Consider the following 19,279-nt stretch of genomic DNA (forward strand, 5'->3'; position numbering starts at 1 on the left):
CACCCGGACATAAGTCATGGCCGGCCTGTGCCCTGCCCGGCCACCCATGCAATAATCACCGGCAGGGCCCCTAGACGGGCCAACCGCGTTACCCCACGGAGTCACAATGTCGATTGTCATCCGCGACGTGCGCGAGCACGAGCTCGATTCCGTCCTGGCCCTGAACAACAACGCCGGCCTGGCCATCCTTCCGCTGGATGCCGCCCGCCTGCGCCTGTTCTATGAAACCGCTGAGTATTTCCGCGTCGCCGAGCGCGACGGCAACCTGGCCGGCTTCCTGATCGGTTTTGGCAGCGACAGCCAGCACGACAGCAGCAACTTCGCCTGGTTCAAGCAGCACCTGACCAGCAAATTCTTCTACATCGACCGCATCGTAGTGGCCAGCCGCCGCCGTGGCGGCGGTGTGGGCCGGGCCTTCTACGCCGATGCACAGAGCTATGCCGAGCTGCGCTATCCGCAGCTGACCTGCGAGGTGTTCCTGGACCATGGCGCCGATGCCGCGCTGCTGTTCCATGGCAGCTTCGGCTTCCGCGAGGTCGGCCAGAACAACATGCCGCACGTGGACGTGCGGGCCAGCATGCTGCTCAAGGATCTGTGCAGTTACCAGTGGGTGCACGACACCTACGGCGACGCGTTGCCGGACGTGCCCTGGGTGGGCCATCGTCGCGAGCCGCTGCGCGCGCATCGACCGACGGGGACCTGAGGTGGCGGCGAACATGGATTTTGAACAGGCCGGTGAACTGAAGATCGGCCAGGTGGGCATCGCCAACCTGCGCATCCGCACCCTGGATGTTGAACGCCTCACGCGCGAGATGCGCGACCGCGTGGCCCGCGCGCCCAAGCTGTTCGGCCGTGCGGCGGTGATCCTGGATTTCGGCGGCCTGAGCCAGATGCCCGATGTGGCCACGGCCCAGGCGCTGCTGGATGGGCTGCGCGGTGCCGGCGTGCTGCCGGTGGCGCTGGCCTACGGCAGCACTGAAACCGACCTGCTCTCGCAGCAGCTGGGGCTGCCGCTGCTGGCCAAGTTCCGCGCCCAGTACGAGCGCGCCGAGTCGGAACCGACACCTGCGCCCGTTGCGCCGGCGCCCACTGCGGAACCCGCCCGCCGCGCGCGTGCGACCGCGCCTGCGCCGGCCGCCGCGGCGGACACGGGAAATGCGCCCAAGCCGGGCCGCATGCAGACCAGCAACGTGCGTTCGGGCCAGCAGCTGTATGCAGAGAACTGCGACCTGACGGTGATGGCCACGGTCGGCGCGGGCGCCGAAGTGATTGCCGATGGCAGCATCCATATTTACGGTACGCTGCGGGGCCGCGCCCTGGCAGGTGCCCAGGGCAACACCACGGCACGCATTTTCTGCCGTGACTTCCACGCTGAACTGGTCGCCATTGCCGGCCATTACAAGGTACTGGACGATGTCCCGGACACCCTGCGCGGCAAGGCCGTGCAGGTGTGGCTGGAACAGGACCAGATCAAGATCGCTGCGCTGGACTGACGCGGCAACCCAACAGAATCATCAGGAGAAGTCCTTTGGCTGAAATCATCGTAGTCACCTCCGGCAAGGGCGGCGTCGGCAAGACCACTTCCAGCGCAAGCCTTGCATGTGGCCTTGCGCGCAGGGGCAAGAAGGTGGCGGTGATCGACTTCGACGTCGGCCTGCGCAACCTCGATCTGATCATGGGCTGCGAGCGGCGCGTGGTGTACGACTTCGTGAATGTCGTGCACGGCGAAGCCACGCTCAAGCAGGCCCTGATCAAGGACAAGCGCTTCGACAACCTGTACGTGCTGGCGGCTTCGCAGACGCGGGACAAGGATGCGCTGACCCAGGAAGGCGTGGGCAAGGTGCTGAAGGACCTGGCCGCGGACGGCTTCGATTACATCATCTGCGATTCGCCGGCGGGCATCGAAAAGGGTGCGTTCCTGGCGATGTACTTCGCCGACCGCGCGGTGGTGGTGGTGAACCCGGAAGTGTCGTCGGTGCGCGACTCGGACCGCATCATCGGCCTGCTGGATTCGAAGACGCACAAGGCCGAATCGGGCCAGAACGTGCCGGCGTTCCTGCTGTTGACCCGCTACAGTCCGGTCCGTGTCGAATCGGGCGAGATGCTGAGCATCACGGACGTGGAAGAGGTGCTGGGACTGAAGGCGATCGGCGTGATCCCGGAATCGGGCGACGTGCTGAACGCGTCCAACAAGGGCGAACCGGTGATCCTGGATGCAGAATCGCCGGCAGGCCAGGCATACGATGATGCGGTCTCCCGCATCCTCGGCGAAGAGCGCCCGATGCGCTTCACAAACGTGGAAAAGAAGGGCTTCTTCAGCAAGCTGTTCGGAGGGTAAGCATGGGCCTGTTCGATTTCCTCAAGACGAAGAAGACCACCGCCGAAACGGCCAAGAACCGCCTGCAGATCATCATCGCGCAGGAACGCAGCCACCGTGGCGGCCCGGATTACCTGCCGCTGCTGCAGCGCGAGCTGCTGGAAGTGATCAAGAAGTACGTGAACATCGACGCGGACGCGGTCAAGGTAGACCTGGTCAAGGATGGCGAGCACGACGTGCTGGACATTTCGGTGGCGCTGCCGGAAGGTCCGCAGCAGCCCTGACCGTACAGGCCCCTTCCCCACCGGGAAGGGGCGCAGGACGACACGTCATGAACACCGCCGCCGAAACAGAACCGCAGGTTACCCGGGTGGGCGACATCGCCTTCGCGGATGCGGCGGCCCTGCTGGCCCGCCACGCGCTGCAGCTGCACCACGTGGCCGATGGCGCCCCGATTCCGGGCAGTTACTGGGGCGAGCCCGAGGCGGGCATCATCGCCAGCGACGTCTATGTGCGTAACGACACGCCGGTGCACTCGATGCTGCACGAAGCCTGCCACCTGATCGTGCTGCCGCCCGAACGCCGCGCGCTGGTGCACACCGACGCGACCGATTCGGTCCCCGAAGAAGATGCCACCTGCTACCTGCAGATCGTGCTGGCCGGTCAGTTGCCGGGCGTAGGCAGCGCGCAGCTGATGGCCGACATGGACGCCTGGGGCTACACCTATCGCCTCGGCTCCACGCGCGCCTGGTTCGAACAGGACGCCGAAGATGCCAAAGCCTGGTTGATCGAACGCGGACTACTCGCTGCCTGAAACGTTGTACGAGCGCACGGTAGGGTCGGTCGTCAGACGACTGCCGATACGAACGATCCGCACGGCGACGCATTGCACCTCGACCAAGAAACGCTCCTGGCGGTTTCTTGTCCACGCGTAAAGCGCTGGCTGTTCAGTTCTCCCCGCGCGGTGCGAGGACGGGGATGCCCTGGCCGGACACGCGTGAACCCATCCATGGGGCTTATCGCAGCATCCATGCTGCTCAAAGTCCGGCCAGGGCATCCCCGCCCTCGCCCCCTCAGTTCTCTGCGACGACCGGACAGGAGATCAAAAACCTCTCGCTGGCCCGCACATTCGCGGCTGCGGCTCAGCCACGCATGGCGTGGCTCTACGGCGGAACAATCGATCGACCTAACGCTATCTGCCTTTGACTGCCCGTCCGCCGACGTAATCCGTCTGGGGGCGCGGGGTGGGAGGGGGTAGCGGGGCTTTGAGCAGCATGGATGCTGCGATAAGCCCCATGGATGGGTTCACGCGTGCCCCGCTACCCCCTCCCACCCCGCGCCCCCGCGCGCAGAGAATGAAAACGCCAGCGCTTCTACGCGGGAGAATTCAGCCCCCAGCCAAAGCCCGCAACGTGATGCCAACGATGTAAGCCAAGTACGTACCAGTTGCGTAGCCCATGGTGCCAAGCAGGACGCCCACCGGAGCCAGCGAGGGATGGAACGCAGCCGCAACCACGGGCGCAGAAGCCGGCCCGCCGATGTTGGATTGTGAGCCGATGGCGAAGTAGAAGAACGGCACCTTGAGCGCCATGGCCAGTGCGAGCAGCAGCACGATGTGCACGGCGATCCAGATCAGGCCCAGTGCGAACAGCCACGGGCGTTCCAGCAGGGCCAGCAGGTCCATCTGCATGCCGATGCAGGCGATCAGGAAGTACAGCAGCAGCGAGCCCAGCTTCGAGGCGCCTGCGCCTTCCAGGTTGCGCGCGCGGGTGAAGCTCAGCGCCAGGCCGCAGGTGGTGGAGATCACCACGACCCATACGAACGGCGCGTCCAGGCTGAACTGCGACGCCCAGGCCACGTGGCCCTTGAACCAGGCCGATACCGGGCCGGCGATGGCGTGCGACAGGCCCACCGTGCCGAACGCTACCGCCACGATCAGCATCAGATCAGTCAGGCTGGCCACGCGTTCGTGTTCGGCCTGGAATTTCTCGATGCGCAGTTTCAGCTCGTCGATCGCAGAGGTATCCGCGCCCGTGCGCGCGTCGATCTTCGCCGCGCGGCCGGCCATGAAGATCAGCACCGCCATCCATACGTACCCTACGCCCACGTCCACTACCGCGAACTGGCCGAAGGTGGTGGCGTTGACGTCGAATACTTCGCGCATGGCCAGCATGTTCGCGCCGCCGCCGATCCAGCTGCCGGCCAATGCGGCCATGCCCGCCCAGGTATCGCCCGCGACCGTTTCCGGGTGCGCCCACTTCATCAGCATGAAGGCCACCACCGCACCGATCATGATACTGAAGGACGCGCCCAGGTACATCACGATCAGCTTCGGGCCCAGCCGCAGGATGCCCTTGATGTCCACCGCCAGCGTCAGCAGGACCAGCGCGGCCGGCAGCAGGATGTCGCGTGCGATCGGGTTGTACAGGCTGGTGTTCTGCCCGTCGATCAGGCCCACCGTGTTGTAGATGCCCGGAATCATGTAGCACAGCAGCAGCGCCGGCACGAAGGTGTAGAAGCGCTTCCACAGCCCCGTTTCACGTGAGGCGGTCCAGAACACGGCACCCAGGGTGGCGGCGATGAGGCCGAAAACTACGATGTCGTTCTGGATCAGAGCGGGTGCTTTCACGGAATGGAGCGCCTGGAATGGGGTGCGCGCGTGCGCGTTGGGTAACCACATATGAAAGCGCCGCCTTGCGGCGGCGCTTTGCACATCACTGCCCGATGTGCTGCTTCAGCCAGCCGTTCACCGTGTCGTGCCACTGCACGCTGTTCTGCGGCTTGAGCACCCAGTGGTTCTCGTCCGGGAAGTACAGGAACTTCGACTCGATGCCTTGGCGCTGCGCGGCGGTGAATGCGCCCAGGCCCTGTTCGACCGGAATGCGGAAGTCGAGCTGGCCGTGGATGATCAGGATCGGCTTCTTCCAGTCCGCCACATGGTTGACCGGATTGAACTTCTCGTAGTTCTGCGGCTTGGCGAACGGCGTGCCGCCCTGCTCCCACTCGGTGAACCACAGCTCTTCGGTGGCGTACCCCATCATGCGCTGGTCGAACACGCCGTCATGGTTGACCAGGCACTTCCACGGCTCGTTCCAGTTGCCGGCGATCCAGTTGACCATGAAGCCGCCATAGCTGGCGCCCAGCGCGCACGCCTTGTCGCCGTTGAGGAACGGGTACTGCTTCTGCGCCGCTGCCCAGCCCTTCTGCAGGTCTTCCAGCGGGCGGTCGCCCCAGTGCTGGCTGATCGCATCGGTGAACGCCTGGCCGTAGCCGGTGGAACCGTGGAAATCGATCATCACCACGGCGTAGCCCTGGCCCGCGTACGTCTGCGGGTTCCAGCGGTAGCTCCAGCCGTTGCCGAAGCTGCCCTGTGGGCCGCCGTGGATCAGGAACGCCACCGGATAGGTCTTGCCTTCCTGGTAGTTGTACGGCTTGACCACGTAACCGTGCACGGTTTCGTTGTTCCAGCCCTTGAACTGGAACTGCTCGTAATCGCCGAAAGCCACGTCCGGCAACATCTGGCCGGCGCTCGGGGTGATCTCGCGCGGGCTGCTGCCGTCGGCCTGGGCCACCACGATCTGGTCGCCGCTCTTCAGGCTGTTCTTCGTATACGCCAGCGTGCTGCCGGCGATCACCGGCGAGCCGATGCTGCCGCCTTCGGCGACCACCGTGGCCTTGCCGGTGGCGATGTCGATGTTGAACAGGCGGTGCTCGCCCAGGTCATCGGCCGCGGTGTAGAAGCTCTTTTCGTCCTGCGACAGCACCACTTCACCGGCCGAACGGTCCCAGTTCGGGGCGATTTCGCGGGCCTTGCCCGAGGCCAGGTCGAGCGCGATCACGCCGAAACGGTCCGCCTCGAAGCCCGGGCGCTTCATCGCGCGGTAGTACAGGGTATTGCCGTCGGCGCTGAACACCGGGCCGGCATCCCAGGCCGGGTTGGCGGCGGTCAGGTTCACCGGGGCCTGCTTGCCCTCGGCATCCAGGCGGTACAGGTCGAAGTTGGTCGACCACGCTTCTTCGCGGCCGGCCACGCGGATGCTGGCCACCACGCTTTTGCCATCCGGCGCCCAGGTGAAATCATCATTGCCGCCGAACGGCTTGGACGGCGCATCGCCGGCCAGCGTAGCGCTGATCGCCGAGGCGCCCTTGACCGCAGCGGCCTTGGCGGCCGGCAGCGGGGCCACGAACAGGGTGTTGCGACGACCGTCGTTCCAGGTGTCCCAATGGCGCACGAACAGGCTGTCGAACACTTCACCGGTGTTCTTGCGCGCCTTGTGCGCGTCCAGCTTCTTGCTGGTGCAGGCCAGGTCCGAACCGCAGTCCTGGAACACGCCGGCGCTGAAGGCCACGCGGTCGCCCTGCGGGGAGATCTGGAAGCTGTCCACGTCCACCGCGAAATCGGTCAGCTGGCGCGGAGTACCGCCGGCCAGCGGCATCGAGTACAGCTGCTGGCTGCCGCCCTTGGCGCTGAGGAAGTACACGGTCTGGCCATCGGCCGACAGCGCGGCCGAATTGACGTTCCAGCCGGCCGGGGTGAGCGGCTTGGGCGGGGCCGCATCGCGGGTGCGCAGGTTGCGGATGAACAGGCCGGTGCTGGCCTTGCTGTCACTGCCGAGTACGCGCTTGGCGAACACCACGTTGCCGCCATCGGCGGTCAGCAGCGGGGCCGAAACCCGATCCAGCGCGATCATGTCGCGCACATCCAGGCCACGCGTGGCGGCCAGCGACGGCAGTGCGGTCAGCAGGCACAACGGCAACAGGGCGTAACGAAGCTTCATCGGGTTCTCCGCGGAACGGCAAAACGCCGATGGTAATGTCGTAATCACGCCTCACGCAAAGGCCACACGTCATGGTGGGCTTGACGCAGGAGGAGCCCCCCTTGAGTCAAGGGGGGCGCGGCGAAGCCGCGGGGGATCTGGGTGATGGTGACGAGGGCGCCCGCGCTTTGCAGCGCAAAGCGTGGGGCTGCTGCGGATTACGCGGCAGCTTCCCCCTTTTTCCCGGTGCGGTAGATCAGCCAGCCCACCACGAACAGCACCGCCAGGCCGATCCACTGCGCGGCCGGCAGGTGGAACGGCACGGCCAGCACATCGGCGCGGCTGCTGAGCACGATCGGCACGGCAATGGCGATGCCCATCAGCGCTTCACCGGTGATCAGGCCGGCGGCAAACAGCACGCCCGGCTTGTGGACGCGGTCGCGGCCTTCTTCATCGTCGGCGCGCACCTTGTGGAAACGCTCGACCAGGTAGGCAATCAGGCCGCCCAGGAAGATCGGCACCATCAGTTCCAGCGGCAGGTAGATACCGATGGCGGCGGCCAGCACCGGCACGCGGAAGCGGGCGTTGCGCGACTTCAGCCAGCTGTCCAAGGCGATGATCGCCGCACCGACCACGGCACCGATGCCGATGAAGGTCCACGGCAGTTCACCGCCGAACAGGCCCTTGGCTACCGAGGCCATCAGGTTGGCCTGCGGTGCGGCCAGCGCGTTCGGGTGCAGCTCCGACTTGACGCCGATGCCGTACGCCGTGGCCAGCAGGTTCAGCACCGGCGCCATGATCAGCGCACAGGAGAACGCGCCGATGCCCAGCATCAGCTGCTGCTTCCACGGCGTGGCACCGACGATGTAGCCAGCCTTGAGGTCCTGCAGGTTGTCACCGCCGACGGCAGCGGCGCAGCACACCACCGCGCCGATCATGATCGCAGCCACCGCACCGAGCGGGGCACCGCCGACGCCGACCGGGGTCAGGCCGTCCTTGCCCAGCAGCACCACCAGCACGGCCGAGGCGAACAGGATGGTGGAGATGGTGATGCCCGAAACCGGGTTGTTGGACGAGCCGATCAGGCCGGCCAGGTAGGCCGAGACCGAAACGAACAGGAAGCCGGCGACGATCATGATGAGGGTCATCGGGATCGAGACGTGCCACTGGCCGACGATGGCCTGGTACAGCGCCAGCAGCGGCAGGGTGAAGGCCACCAGCGCCACCAGCATCCACTTCATGGGCAGGTCGCGTTCGGTGTGCGCCAGCGCCGGACCGCTGCTCTTGCGCGCGGCGGCAAAGCCGCTCTTGACGCCGTTGAGCAGCGACTTGCGCAGCGAGATCAGGGTCCACACGCCGCCGATCAGCATCGCGCCCACGCCCAGGTAGCGCATTTTCGCGCCCCAGATGGCGAACGCCGCCTCGGTGGACGAGGCGGTGGCGATCGATGCAGCCAGGGCCGGATCAGTGTTCATGAAGAACGCCTGGTACAGCGGAATGGCGATGTGCCAGGTCAGGATCGAGCCGGACACCACCACGATGCCGACGTTGAGGCCGACGATGTAGCCCACGCCCAGCAGCGCCGGCGACAGGTTGGTGCCGATGAACGCGGTGATCTTGGAGCTGCCCACGTAGGCCGAGGTGGCCCAGGCATCGGGAATCAGGCGCATGCCGCTTTCCGCGGCCAGCTTCACCACCGCGCCGATCACCGCCGACAGGCCCAGGATCTTCAGGCCCGGGCCCGGGTTCTCACCGGCCTTGAGCACTTCGGCCGCGGCCTTGCCTTCCGGGAACGGAAGCGGGTCTTCGACGATCATCGAACGCCGCAGCGGCACTGAGAACAGCACGCCCAGCAGGCCGCCCAGGCCGGCGATGCCCAGCACCCACCAGTACTTGAAGTCCGGCCAGTAGCCCATGATCACCAGCGCCGGGATGGTGAAGATCACACCCGCGGCGATCGACGAACCGGCCGAAGCGCCGGTCTGCACGATGTTGTTTTCCAGGATCGTGCCGCCGCCCAGCAGGCGCAGCACCCCCATGGAGATCACCGCCGCCGGAATGGCCGTGGCGATGGTCAGGCCTGCGAACAGACCCAGGTAGGCGTTGGCCGCCGACAGGATCACCGCCAGCACGATGGCAAGCACCACCGCGCGGAATGTGAGCTGTCTGGGCGCAGCGTCGTCGTTGTTCATGGAAGCCCCTGCTGGCAAAAAATCCTGTCAAACCTAGCCTTCATGCCGTGGTAAGGCAAGCCGTGCCACCGGCACGGCGTATCGCCAACGGCGATACCGTCTTCTTATTGTTCCAATCACCCCAACCGGCAAACCCCAGGCACTGCACCTGCACATGAATTTGTAATGTTATATCCTGTTACGCCACCCAGCAGCACCCGTGGCTCCATCCTCCTCCCGCCTGACCTCCATCGACCAGTTGCGCGGCACCGTGATCGTGCTGATGCTGCTGGACCACGTGCGTGAAACCTTCTACCTGCACCAGCAGGTTCCCGACCCGATGGTCGTGGACCAGACCGAGCCTGCCCTGTTCGTCAGCCGCCTGCTCGCCCACCTGTGCGCCCCTGTGTTCGTACTGCTCACCGGCCTGTCCGCCTGGCTGTACGGCAGCGGCCAGGCCGCGCCCCGCCGCACCGCCTCCGCCTTCCTGCTCAAGCGCGGCCTGTTCCTGATCCTGCTTGAACTGCTGGTGGTCAACTTCGCCTGGACCCTGCAGTTCCCGCCCAGCGTGATCTACCTGCAGGTGATCTGGGCGATCGGCATCAGCATGGTCGCCCTGGCCGGCCTGCTCTGGCTGCCCCGCCCCGCCCTCGCCGCCCTGGCCCTGATGGTGATCGCCGGCCACAACCTGCTCGATGGCATCCACGTCAGCGGCGACGGCCCGCTCGCCGTGTTGTGGAAGATCCTGCACCAGCGCGACTGGATCGCCGTCGGCGACACCCTGCGCCTGCGCACCTCCTACCCCGTGCTGCCCTGGATCGCCGTCATCGCCCTCGGCTACACCCTCGGCCCCTGGTTCGCCCGAAAGGGTGACCCCGCCCAACGCCACCGCCGCCTGCTGTGGGCCGGCGTCGGCGCCCTGCTCGGCTTCGCCCTGCTGCGCGCCGCCAACGTCTACGGCGACGCCCCCTGGCAGGCCATGGCCAGCACCGGCCAGACCCTGATGAGCCTCTTCAACGTCACCAAGTACCCCCCGTCCCTGCTGTTCCTGCTGCTCACCCTCGGCATCGGCCTGCTGCTCCTGCGCCTCTACGAACAGCCCCGGATCGCCCGCGCCCTGGCCCCGCTGGCCAACATCGGCGCCGCCCCGATGTTCTTCTACCTGCTGCACCTGTACCTGCTGAAGCTGCTGTACGTCGCCGCCGAAGCGCGCTGGGGCCAGACCCACGGCGCCTATTTCGCCGTGGACCATGTGTGGATGCTGTGGCTGATCACCGCCGCGCTGGCACTGGCCCTGTATTGGCCGACGCGCGCGTTCGCGCGGCTGAAGGCGCGCCGCAAAGACCTGGCCTGGTTGCGGTACCTGTAGAGCCACCCCATGGGTGGCTGCGCGGTAGATCGCGAAGAGCAGCCACGCATGGCGTGGCACTACGCGGTTCGGCGCCTGCAGTTGACGTTGCTGTTTCCTGCCGCCGCCCGCGCCCCAACCGATAACGGTGAAGACGCCGAAAGCGTGATAATCGCGATCTGTTTTGTCGCGTATTGCCCGATGACCGCCACCGCCCTGCCTGCTTCCGACGACTTCCTTGGCCACCCCAAAGGCGTTTACGTCTGCTTCTTCACCGAGATGTGGGAGCGCTTCTCGTTCTACGGCATGAAGGCGCTGCTGCTGCTGTACCTGACCAAGTACCACCTGTTCGGCGACAAGGCTGGCCTTGACCTGCTCGGCGCCTACGGCGGCCTGGTCTACTGCATTCCCGTGTTCGGCGGGCTGCTCGCCGACCGCTGGCTGGGCATGCGCAAAGCCGTCGTGTTCGGCGGCATCCTGCTCGTCCTCGGCCACCTCGGCATGGCCTTTGAAGGCCACGCCGCCACCCGCATCGACGGCCAGATCGTGCGCGACGATGCCGCCCTCGGCATCACCTACCTCTCCCTTGCCCTGATCATCATGGGCGTCGGCTTCCTCAAGCCCAACATCTCCACCATCGTCGGCAAGCTCTACCCCGAAGGCGACCCGCGCCGCGATTCCGGCTTCTCCCTGTTCTATGCCGGCATCAACCTCGGCGCCCTGTTCGCCTCCCTGGTCTGCGGCTTCCTCGGCGAAGCCTACGGCTGGAAATACGGTTTCGGCGCCGCCGGCATCGGCATGGTCATTGGCCTGGCCATGTTCCTGTGGGGCCAGAAGTACCTGCAGGGCCACGCCGAACCCAGCAACGTCGCCGCCCTGCGCCAGCGCATTGCCGGCATTCCCCGCGAATGGCTGATCTACGGCATCGCCGTGCTCGGCGTCATTCCCGTGGCCGCCCTGATGTGGTCCGCCGCCAACGGCGCCTTCGCCATCGGCGGCGAAATCAGCCTCGCCCTGCTGCTCATGGTGGTCGTGCTCGGCGGTGTGCTGCTGTGGTTCGCCTGGTTCACCGGCACCCGCTGCACGCCCGTCCAACGCCAGCAGATGATCGCCCTGATGGCGCTCATTTTCATGGCGCTGGTGTTCTTCACCCTTTACGAGCAGACCTACGGCTCCTGGGTCACCTTCACCGACCGCATGCTCACCAAAGACCTGGTGCCCGCGCTGGTGATCCAAGGCGGCACCCCGATCCCGTGGTCGATCGCCTCCCTGCTGCTGGCGCCGCTTGGCTTCGTGGTTGCCGCACGCCTGTCCGAACGCCGCCCCGGCTCTACCGCGCCGCGCACCCTGTTCATCGCCATCGTCGCCCTGATGCTGGTGCTGCTGATCCGCGACTGCCTGGTGATTCCGCAGACCGCCGGCTCCCTCACCTACCTGGGTGGCCTGTTCCTGGTCGTGCTCGCACCGCTGTTCGCCGTGCTGTGGGCCTGGCTCGACAAGCGCCGGCTGGATCCTTCCAAGCCGGTCAAATCCTCGCTCGGCCTGGTGTTTGCCGCGCTCTCCTTCATCCCACTGGCACTCGCCGCCCAGCAGGTCGGTGCCACCGGCCAGATGGCCAGCGTGTGGTGGCTGGTACTGGCCTACCTGGTGCTGGAGATCGGTGAGATGTGCCTCTCGCCGGTGGGCTTGTCGGCCGTCACCCAGCTGGCCGCGCCGCGCGTGGTGAGCCTGATGATGGGCACCTGGTTCCTGGCCACCGCATTCTCCGAGACCCTCGCCGCGCTGTTCGGCAAGCTTGCCGCCATTGAAGTGCCCGAAGGCGAAACCATGAACATCGCCGCGGCCGCCGCCAGCTACGAACACCTGTTCTGGCTGCTGATGTGGATCGGCCTGGGCTGTGCTGCCGTTGCATTCGCCGGCTCGCCGTTGCTGAAGCGGATGATGCACGGAGTCAAGTGAACCTGCGCCCGCACCCGGCACGACGGCACCTTCGGGTGCCGTTGTTGTTTCTGCGCCCATGCACATAAACGTTTCCTGACACCATTCGATCCGATCACAGTCCTGATTCGTTAGAACAAGTTGTAGATACAGGTATTCAATCGCTCCCCACCATGGCGCTCCCTGCGTTCATGGAACCTTTCCAATGCTCCACGCCGCCCCGCCCCCCCGTGCGCTTGCCGCGCTCATCGCACTGGCACTGTGCACCTCGCTGTCGCAGCCCGCGAATGCGGGCAACGCCGATTCCGATGCTGTCGATTGCGACATCGATCCCGGTCACACCGCGTGTGAGGCGCACGACGGAACGTCGTCCAGCAGCACGCCGTGGCTGCTTGGCGGCGTCGCGCTGGCGGGTGCGGCCGCAGCAGCGGCAGGTGGTGGTGGCGGTGGCAATGAGGGCCACGGCGGTGCCGTCGCGCCGGGCTCGGAGGGCGGCCAGTACGGCGGCAACCAGTTCCTTGCCGGGCCAGGTGCCGACATCCGCTGGGACCGCAACGTGGACACCCACGTGACCGGCGCAGCGCGCAACGAAGGCCACCTGCGCATCAACGCCGGCAGCCTCAACGTGCGCAATGACGGCCGCCTGCACAACAGCGGCGCCCTGCGCATCGGCCAGGCAGCCAGCCTGGTGGTGGAGAACGATGGCGACCTGGACAACCATGGCACGCTGGAACTTCACGGCCGGCTGCAGCTTCGCCGCGATGGCAGCCTGGAGAACCACGGCACCCTGCTGGCGCAGAATGCAACGATACAGCTGGAAGGCGATGCCGAGCTCGATAATCCCGGCGACATGCAGCTGCGCGAAACGCTGGTCACGCTCAGTGGCGAAAGCGAATTCGACAACGGCGAACGGCGCCGCAACGCAACGCTCGGCGTCCAGGGCGGTGGCTTCGCGCTCACCGGCATGGCCGAGTTCGAGAACCACGGCACCGTCAACGCCAGCGGCGCGCTCAACCAGGGTTCGCTTGTGCATGCGGTGACCGCGCGCGTGGGCAACGAGCGCGACATCATCGAAGCCTTCGACAACCATGGCCTGATCACGCTGGAGGGCAATGCGCGCGTGCTGACCCTGGTGGCCGACAGCCATGCCAGCGCCGGCATCAACCGCGCCGGCGCGCAGATCATCAGCCACGCCCAGCGGCAATCGGCGATGCATGCCGAAGGCGCGCAGGCGACACTGATCAACCAGGGCACGCTGACCGTGACCGGTGACGGTGCGGTGGCGATGTCCGGTGCGCGCGGCGCCACGCTGATCAACGACGGGGTGATCAACCTCGGCGTGGCCGGCGGCAACAACGGCCAGAACATGGTGGCCATGCAGTCCGACGGCTCGGCCACGCTCAACAACCGTCGCGGCGGGGTGATCAACCTCCATGCCGACAACTCGCACGCCTTCCAGATGGGCGCCAGTGGCGGCGGCCGCCTGATCAACAACGGCCAGGTCAACGTGTATGGCAATGGCAGCGGCGTGCATGCCGACCAGCCCACCCAGGACGCCGATCGCCCCGTCCCCGACCTTGGCTGGCAGGCACCGCGTGGCGTGTCGGGCTACACGGTGGGTACCAATGCCGATGGCAGTGCCGGGCAGATGATGCTGCATGAGGGCGGTGAGCTGGTCGACGTCCGCGTCGATACCGGGTTCACCCGCGGCACCGGCGATTCGCAGGTCCGCCTGGACGACGTCTTCGTCGGCGCCGACGGCGGCGATGAGAACATCGCCAGCGCCACGGTGGTGTGGCAGGCACAGGCCGAGCGCGACGAGGCCGGGAATGTCGACGTGGTGATGACCCGCAACGACTACCGCCACATCGCCGATGCAGACACCCAGAGCGTCGCGGCGGCGCTGGAGGCGGGCTACGCCAACAACGCGCTTTACCACAGCCTGGAAGTGGCCGACGCCGCCGAGTTCAACCACGCCCTGCAGCAGCTGTCCGGCAACGGCCTGGCGGCCGCCAGCATGCGCCTGACCGCCAACGGCGACGCGTTCTGGTCGAGCCTGGCCCGCGCCACGCCGGGCAACGGCACCCGCATGGTCGCGTTCGGGCCGGGCTCGGCCACCGCCTCGGGCGTGCAGGGTACCGGCACCGGCGTGCAGGTCGCGATGGCGATGGGGGGCGGTCGCCAGCTGCAGCTGAGCAGTGGCCTGCTAGGCTCGGATTTCTCCACCGATGGCGGCCAGACCCGTTCGCAGTCGTGGTTTGCCGGGGTGGGCATGGCCCAGGCACTGGGCGCGTTCACCCTGCAGCACACGCTGGGCAACGAATGGCACCAGACCGACGGCCAGCGCCAGTTGCACTGGGGCAGCACGCGTATGAGCGCACACAGCCAGCGCACGCTGTCGCGTGCCCGCGTGGGCAGCACGCTGAGCGTTGAGTTTGGCGGTGCGGGCCTGCGCTGGCAGCCGCGGCTGGGCGCCACCGCGTACCACGCCCGCGAGGGGGCCTTCCATGAGTATGGCGCGGACGCGCTGGGGCTGTCGGTGGGCGCGGGCACGCGCAGGGGTGTGCAGCTGGAGCTGGGCACCGCTTTCACTGGTCGCTTGGGGACTGGCTGGACGCTGCGCGGCGATGCAGCGGTGCTGGCGTCGCTGGCGTCTCGCGCTGACGTGCGCAAGGCGACGCTGCATGGCGCCGGCGATCATGCATTCGCCGTGCCGGGGCTGGCGCCTTCCGGGTTGGATTACCGGGTAACGCTGGGTGCCGACTATCGCTTCCTGCGCGCCGATTTCGGTGGTGCGGTGATGGCCGAGCGGCTGATGGGCGTTCGCGATGTACAGGCGCAGATGCAGGTGCGCATGGCGTTCTGATCCGAACCGGGGCGGCGGCAGCGCCGCCCCGGGCATCGGTCAGGGCTGCGCTGCGGCCGCCGCTGAAGCGGTGCGGCCGCCGAGGCTGCGTGACAGGAACGCGAGCAGCTTGCCGTAATACTCGCGGCGGTGCGGGTCGGTATAGAAGCCATGGCCTTCGCTGGAGTAGTACAGCGATTCCACCGGCACGCCGGCCTTCTGCAGCGCTGCTTCCATGCGCTTGGTGTGCTGGATCGGGGCACGCTCGTCTTCGCCGCCGGCGGCGAGGAACACCGGCACCTTTATCCGGTCGGCAAGGTTGACCGGGGATACCTCGGCCACGTCCTTGGGACTGCCCAGCCATTCCTTCAGGTAGGTGCTGCCCGAACCGCTGCGCTGGATGTCGCCGGTGGTATGCATCATCGGCAGGTCGTACACGCCGACATAGCCGGCCGCGCAGCGGTACATCCCCGGTTCGCGGGCCGCGCCCATCATCGCCGCGTATGCGCCGTAGCTGGCGCCGTAGATGCAGACCCGGGCGGGGTCGGCGTGGCCCTGGCTGATCGCCCAGCGGGTGGCGTCGGTAACATCGTCCTGCATGGCGGCGCCCCACTGTCTGGCGCCAGCGTGCCGGTAGGCGCGGCCGAAGTTGCCCGAACCGCGGAAGTTGACCTGCAGCACCGCGTACCCTGCCCCAGCCAGCATCTGTGCCTCGGCATCGTAGCGGCCATCGTCGAACACGCCGAAGGGGCCACCATGCGGCATCACCACCATCGGCGGTCTGGTCCCCGCCGAGGTAGCGGGCAGGGTGAGGTAACCGTGCAGTTCCATGCCGTCGCGCGCCTTGAAGGCATACGGCTGCACTTTGGCGGCGGTGTCGGGATCGACCCAGGCGCCGCGGCTGATCAGGTGGTCGGCCTTCTTGGCAACCGTGTCGAAGATGTAGAAGTCACCTGGATTGCTCCCCGACCAGGTTTCCACCAGCACGTGGCGGCCATCGCGCGTACTGGAGGCGATGAACACCGCATCGCCGCCGAACGCTGCCTCCAGGCTGCGGTACAGGCGCGCGTCGGCCGAGGTTTCGTCGAAGAAACGGGTGCGCGGTTTGTCGCCCAGGTAGAGCGCGCCCACCGGAACGCGGGTACCGGGGCGGTAGATCAGCCGGTCCGGATCCACCACCGGGTCGCGCAGCAGTGGTGTGCGGGTGCCGGTGGCCGGGTCCCAGGTCACGATCGCATCGGGACCGTCGGGCTGCTGTACCTGCAGATAGGCGGTCCTGGCGTCTTCGGAGAAGCCGAGCGCGGTTTCGATGCGGCCGGTGTCGGCTTCATCGTTGACCAGCTTCCAGGTGTCGCCGATGGCATCGCGGTAATAGAGTTTGTTGACGTTGTCGGCGCCCGCGCCATGCGCGAAACGGATCTGACCGCTCGGATCACTGGTGAAATCGGCGCGCCTGACCGGAGAACGCGCCACCGTCACCCGGCGGCCGCTGGCGATATCCAGACGGTCCACACGGGTAAAGGGGTCTTCGGAGAACGGCCACACCGTGACCAGCACGTTGCGCTCGTCCTGCGGCATTGAATCGATCAGGAAAGCGGCCACCGCCTCCACCTTCTTGGGCTGGATGCGAGTGCCGGGGCCATTTCCTTCGACCCGGTAGCCGACCAGCAGTTCGCCACGGCCGCCGTTGGCGTTCATGGCGTACAGCTCGCCGGTGAGCTGGGGCTCGTCGAGGCTGCCGAACTTCTCGGCGAGGCCGATCAGCACGCGTTCGTTGTTGACCCAGTAGAAACGGGTGGCGTGGTTGTTGCGCGGGGGCACGAACGAACCGGTGACCTTGCCGGTGGCGCGGCTGAGGATCGCCAGTGCGGTGCGATCTTCCATCGGCACGGTGGCCGCGTAGTAGTCGCCGCCCGGCGACAGCTTGATGTCGGTGAACGTGTCGCGTTTGAGATAGTGCTCAAGGTCCAGTTCCGCGGCGGAACCCTGCGCCACCGGCCCGCACAACAGGGCCACGACGGCCAGAGCCGCCCATGTCGAGTACTTCATCCTTCCCCCTTCAAACAGACACCTTGTCCGTGATCGGGGATTCTAGACAGGTCGGCACTGGGCAGGCCAGTGGCGACGTCCCCCGGCGCTTTCGGGGCTGGAAAGAAAAATGGCACCGCGAACGGTGCCATTCCGACCTGCATTGATGGAGAGAGAGAGAAAAATCAATGCACGCCGCGGAACGCCAGGCTCAGGGCCAGGATGGACAGGATCACGGCGATGGTGCCGTCGAGGATCCGCCAGGTACGGGGTCTGGTGAACAACGGGGCCAGCAGGCGGGCACCGAGGCCCTGCGCGGTCAGCCACAGACAGCTGGCGGTGACCACGCCGGCGGCGAACGCCATGCGGGCATTGCCGAAATTTTCGGCAATGGAGCCGATCACCATCATGTCCAGCCAGAAGTGCGGGTTGATCAGCGAGAAGCCGACCGCGGCGGTCAGCACGGCGCGGCGCGACGTGTTGTCGCCGTCATCGACCTGCATGCCACCGCCACCGGCCAGCGCGCGCCGGGCCGACTGCCAGGCGTACCAGCTCAGGAAGGCAACGCCGCCCCACAGCACCACGGTGGTCAGCCACGGCAGCGCCTGGGTCAGGGTACGCAGGCCGGCCACGCTGGCGAAGATGAAGATGGCATCGATCGCCGCGCAGGTCGCCACGACCGGCACGATGTGCTTGCGCAGGATGCCCTGGCGCAGGATGAAGGCGCTCTGGGCCCCGACCACGGCGAACAGGCCGATGCCGGCTGCGGCACCACTGAGCCACGCGGCCAGACCGGGGCCGCCGGAAATGAAGGAGAACATGGATTACCACCTGTCTTGCTGGGGGGCGGTGCCTCGCCAAGGCGTACAGCACCGTGATGGCGCGTATTGTCGCGCCGCAACATGGAAAAGTAGAGCTAAACTTACTTAACCATCTTTAGTGGAACTTAAGGCGATGCGTATCGACCATGCCCAGCTCCGCGCCTTGGCGGCAGTGATCCGGGAAGGCAGTTTCGACCGGGCGGCGCAGTCGCTCAATGTCACCGCTTCGGCGGTGTCGCAGCGGGTCAAAGCGCTCGAGGACCGGGTCGGGCGGCTGCTGGTGAAGCGTTCTTCGCCGGCGGTGGCCACGCCGGAAGGCCAGGTGCTGGTGCAGTTGGCCGAGCAGACGGCGCTGCTGGAGCACGATGCGCTGCACCGGATGGGCATTGCCGATGAGGACCTGCCGCACGCGAGCATCCCGGTGGCGGTGAACCATGACAGTCTGGAAACGTGGTTCCCGGAGGCGGCGCTGAATTTCGCGCGGCAGACCGGGACGACGCTGGACCTGCGCTCGGAGGACCAGGACCACACGGTGGCGCTGCTGCGCCAGGGCGCGGTACTGGGCGCGGTGACCACGCTGGACGAGCCGGTGCAGGGCTGCCAGATCCACGCGCTGGGCAGCATCCGCTATGCGGCCACGTGCACGCAGGCCTTCCACGACCGCTACTTCGCGAAAGGCGTCAACGCGCAGTCGCTGGCCCAGGCGCCAGTGCTGGTGTTCAACCGCAAGGACGACATGCAGGCACGCTTCGCGCGGCGGCTGGCGGGCGACGACCTGCCGATGACGGCGCCGACCTGGTGGATTCCGTCCACGCGGGCGTTCGTGCAGGCCAACGTGGGCGGACTGGGCTGGACGATGAATCCACTGCCGCTGGTCAAACGCCATCTGGATGCGGGGCGGCTGGTGCTGATGAAACCGCGCGCGTGGGAAGACGTGCCTCTGTACTGGCAGCACTGGAAGGGCGACGTGCAGACGATGGCGCTGCTGACCAAGGCGGTGCTCGCGGCGTCGGCCACCCTGGTCCGCCGCAAACGGTAGGTACCCGCCGCGGGT

The 19,279-nt window shown here is 66.8% G+C and carries 14 protein-coding genes; 9 read left to right on the forward strand and 5 right to left on the reverse strand.

What is annotated here, in order from left to right; genetic code table 11:
* Positions 1-106 precede the first annotated feature (106 nt).
* From ACTJI4_RS11795 to ACTJI4_RS11815, 5 genes are read left to right on the forward strand one after another with little or no spacing between them, the layout of a single operon-like run.
* Positions 107-703, forward strand: coding sequence for a GNAT family N-acetyltransferase (locus tag ACTJI4_RS11795; protein WP_095363412.1), 597 nt, complete (start codon positions 107-109; stop codon positions 701-703).
* Between the two features lie 13 nt (positions 704-716).
* Complete coding sequence (minC, locus tag ACTJI4_RS11800) at positions 717-1,493, forward strand: septum site-determining protein MinC (protein WP_392915683.1); 777 nt, start codon at positions 717-719, stop codon at positions 1,491-1,493.
* Between the two features lie 35 nt (positions 1,494-1,528).
* Positions 1,529-2,338 (forward strand): septum site-determining protein MinD, encoded by an 810-nt coding sequence (gene minD / locus ACTJI4_RS11805; RefSeq protein ID WP_392915680.1) that lies wholly within the window; start codon positions 1,529-1,531, stop codon positions 2,336-2,338.
* A gap of 2 nt (positions 2,339-2,340) precedes the next feature.
* The gene (gene minE / locus ACTJI4_RS11810) at positions 2,341-2,601 is read left to right on the forward strand and encodes a cell division topological specificity factor MinE (protein ID WP_068850125.1); all 261 of its coding nucleotides are present in this window, start codon (positions 2,341-2,343) and stop codon (positions 2,599-2,601) included.
* 47 nt (positions 2,602-2,648) lie between these two features.
* A complete protein-coding gene (locus ACTJI4_RS11815) occupies positions 2,649-3,131 on the forward strand; it encodes a hypothetical protein (RefSeq protein ID WP_392915677.1) in 483 nt (160 codons plus the stop codon).
* Positions 3,132-3,704: 573 nt separating this feature from the next.
* On the opposite strand, the gene ACTJI4_RS11820 is transcribed toward ACTJI4_RS11815, so the two are convergent.
* From ACTJI4_RS11820 to ACTJI4_RS11830, 3 genes are all read right to left on the reverse strand, one after another.
* Positions 3,705-4,946: a DUF819 family protein gene (locus tag ACTJI4_RS11820; RefSeq protein ID WP_184125277.1), complete on the reverse strand. Its 1,242-nt coding sequence runs from the start codon at positions 4,944-4,946 to the stop codon at positions 3,705-3,707.
* A gap of 85 nt (positions 4,947-5,031) precedes the next feature.
* Positions 5,032-7,095: a prolyl oligopeptidase family serine peptidase gene (locus ACTJI4_RS11825; RefSeq protein ID WP_392915674.1), complete on the reverse strand. Its 2,064-nt coding sequence runs from the start codon at positions 7,093-7,095 to the stop codon at positions 5,032-5,034.
* A 197-nt stretch (positions 7,096-7,292) separates the two neighbouring features.
* A complete protein-coding gene (locus ACTJI4_RS11830; protein WP_392915671.1) occupies positions 7,293-9,266 on the reverse strand; it encodes an OPT family oligopeptide transporter in 1,974 nt (657 codons plus the stop codon).
* 199 nt (positions 9,267-9,465) lie between these two features.
* Between ACTJI4_RS11830 and ACTJI4_RS11835 the strand changes: the two genes are divergently transcribed.
* The 3 genes from ACTJI4_RS11835 (at position 9,466) to ACTJI4_RS11845 (ending at position 15,397) form a co-directional block, all read left to right on the forward strand.
* On the forward strand, positions 9,466-10,614 hold the full coding sequence (locus ACTJI4_RS11835; protein WP_440869457.1) for a DUF1624 domain-containing protein: 1,149 nt from the start codon (positions 9,466-9,468) through the stop codon (positions 10,612-10,614).
* Between the two features lie 180 nt (positions 10,615-10,794).
* Positions 10,795-12,552, forward strand: coding sequence for a peptide MFS transporter (locus tag ACTJI4_RS11840; RefSeq protein WP_440869568.1), 1,758 nt, complete (start codon positions 10,795-10,797; stop codon positions 12,550-12,552).
* 184 nt (positions 12,553-12,736) lie between these two features.
* Positions 12,737-15,397, forward strand: a complete 2,661-nt coding sequence (locus ACTJI4_RS11845; protein ID WP_440869458.1) for an autotransporter outer membrane beta-barrel domain-containing protein — start codon at positions 12,737-12,739, stop codon at positions 15,395-15,397.
* 39 nt (positions 15,398-15,436) lie between these two features.
* On the opposite strand, the gene ACTJI4_RS11850 is transcribed toward ACTJI4_RS11845, so the two are convergent.
* Together ACTJI4_RS11850 and ACTJI4_RS11855 are read right to left on the reverse strand one after the other, a co-directional pair.
* On the reverse strand, positions 15,437-17,425 hold the full coding sequence (locus tag ACTJI4_RS11850) for an alpha/beta hydrolase family protein (RefSeq protein ID WP_392915662.1): 1,989 nt from the start codon (positions 17,423-17,425) through the stop codon (positions 15,437-15,439).
* A 164-nt stretch (positions 17,426-17,589) separates the two neighbouring features.
* Positions 17,590-18,225, reverse strand: coding sequence for a LysE/ArgO family amino acid transporter (locus tag ACTJI4_RS11855; protein WP_392915659.1), 636 nt, complete (start codon positions 18,223-18,225; stop codon positions 17,590-17,592).
* A 133-nt stretch (positions 18,226-18,358) separates the two neighbouring features.
* On the opposite strand from ACTJI4_RS11855, the gene ACTJI4_RS11860 reads away from it, so the two are divergent.
* Positions 18,359-19,264 (forward strand): LysR family transcriptional regulator ArgP, encoded by a 906-nt coding sequence (locus ACTJI4_RS11860; protein WP_392915656.1) that lies wholly within the window; start codon positions 18,359-18,361, stop codon positions 19,262-19,264.
* Positions 19,265-19,279 lie beyond the last annotated feature (15 nt).

The sequence above is a fragment of the Stenotrophomonas sp. 22385 genome (assembly GCF_052045085.1).
Taxonomy (GTDB): Bacteria; Pseudomonadota; Gammaproteobacteria; order Xanthomonadales; family Xanthomonadaceae; genus Stenotrophomonas.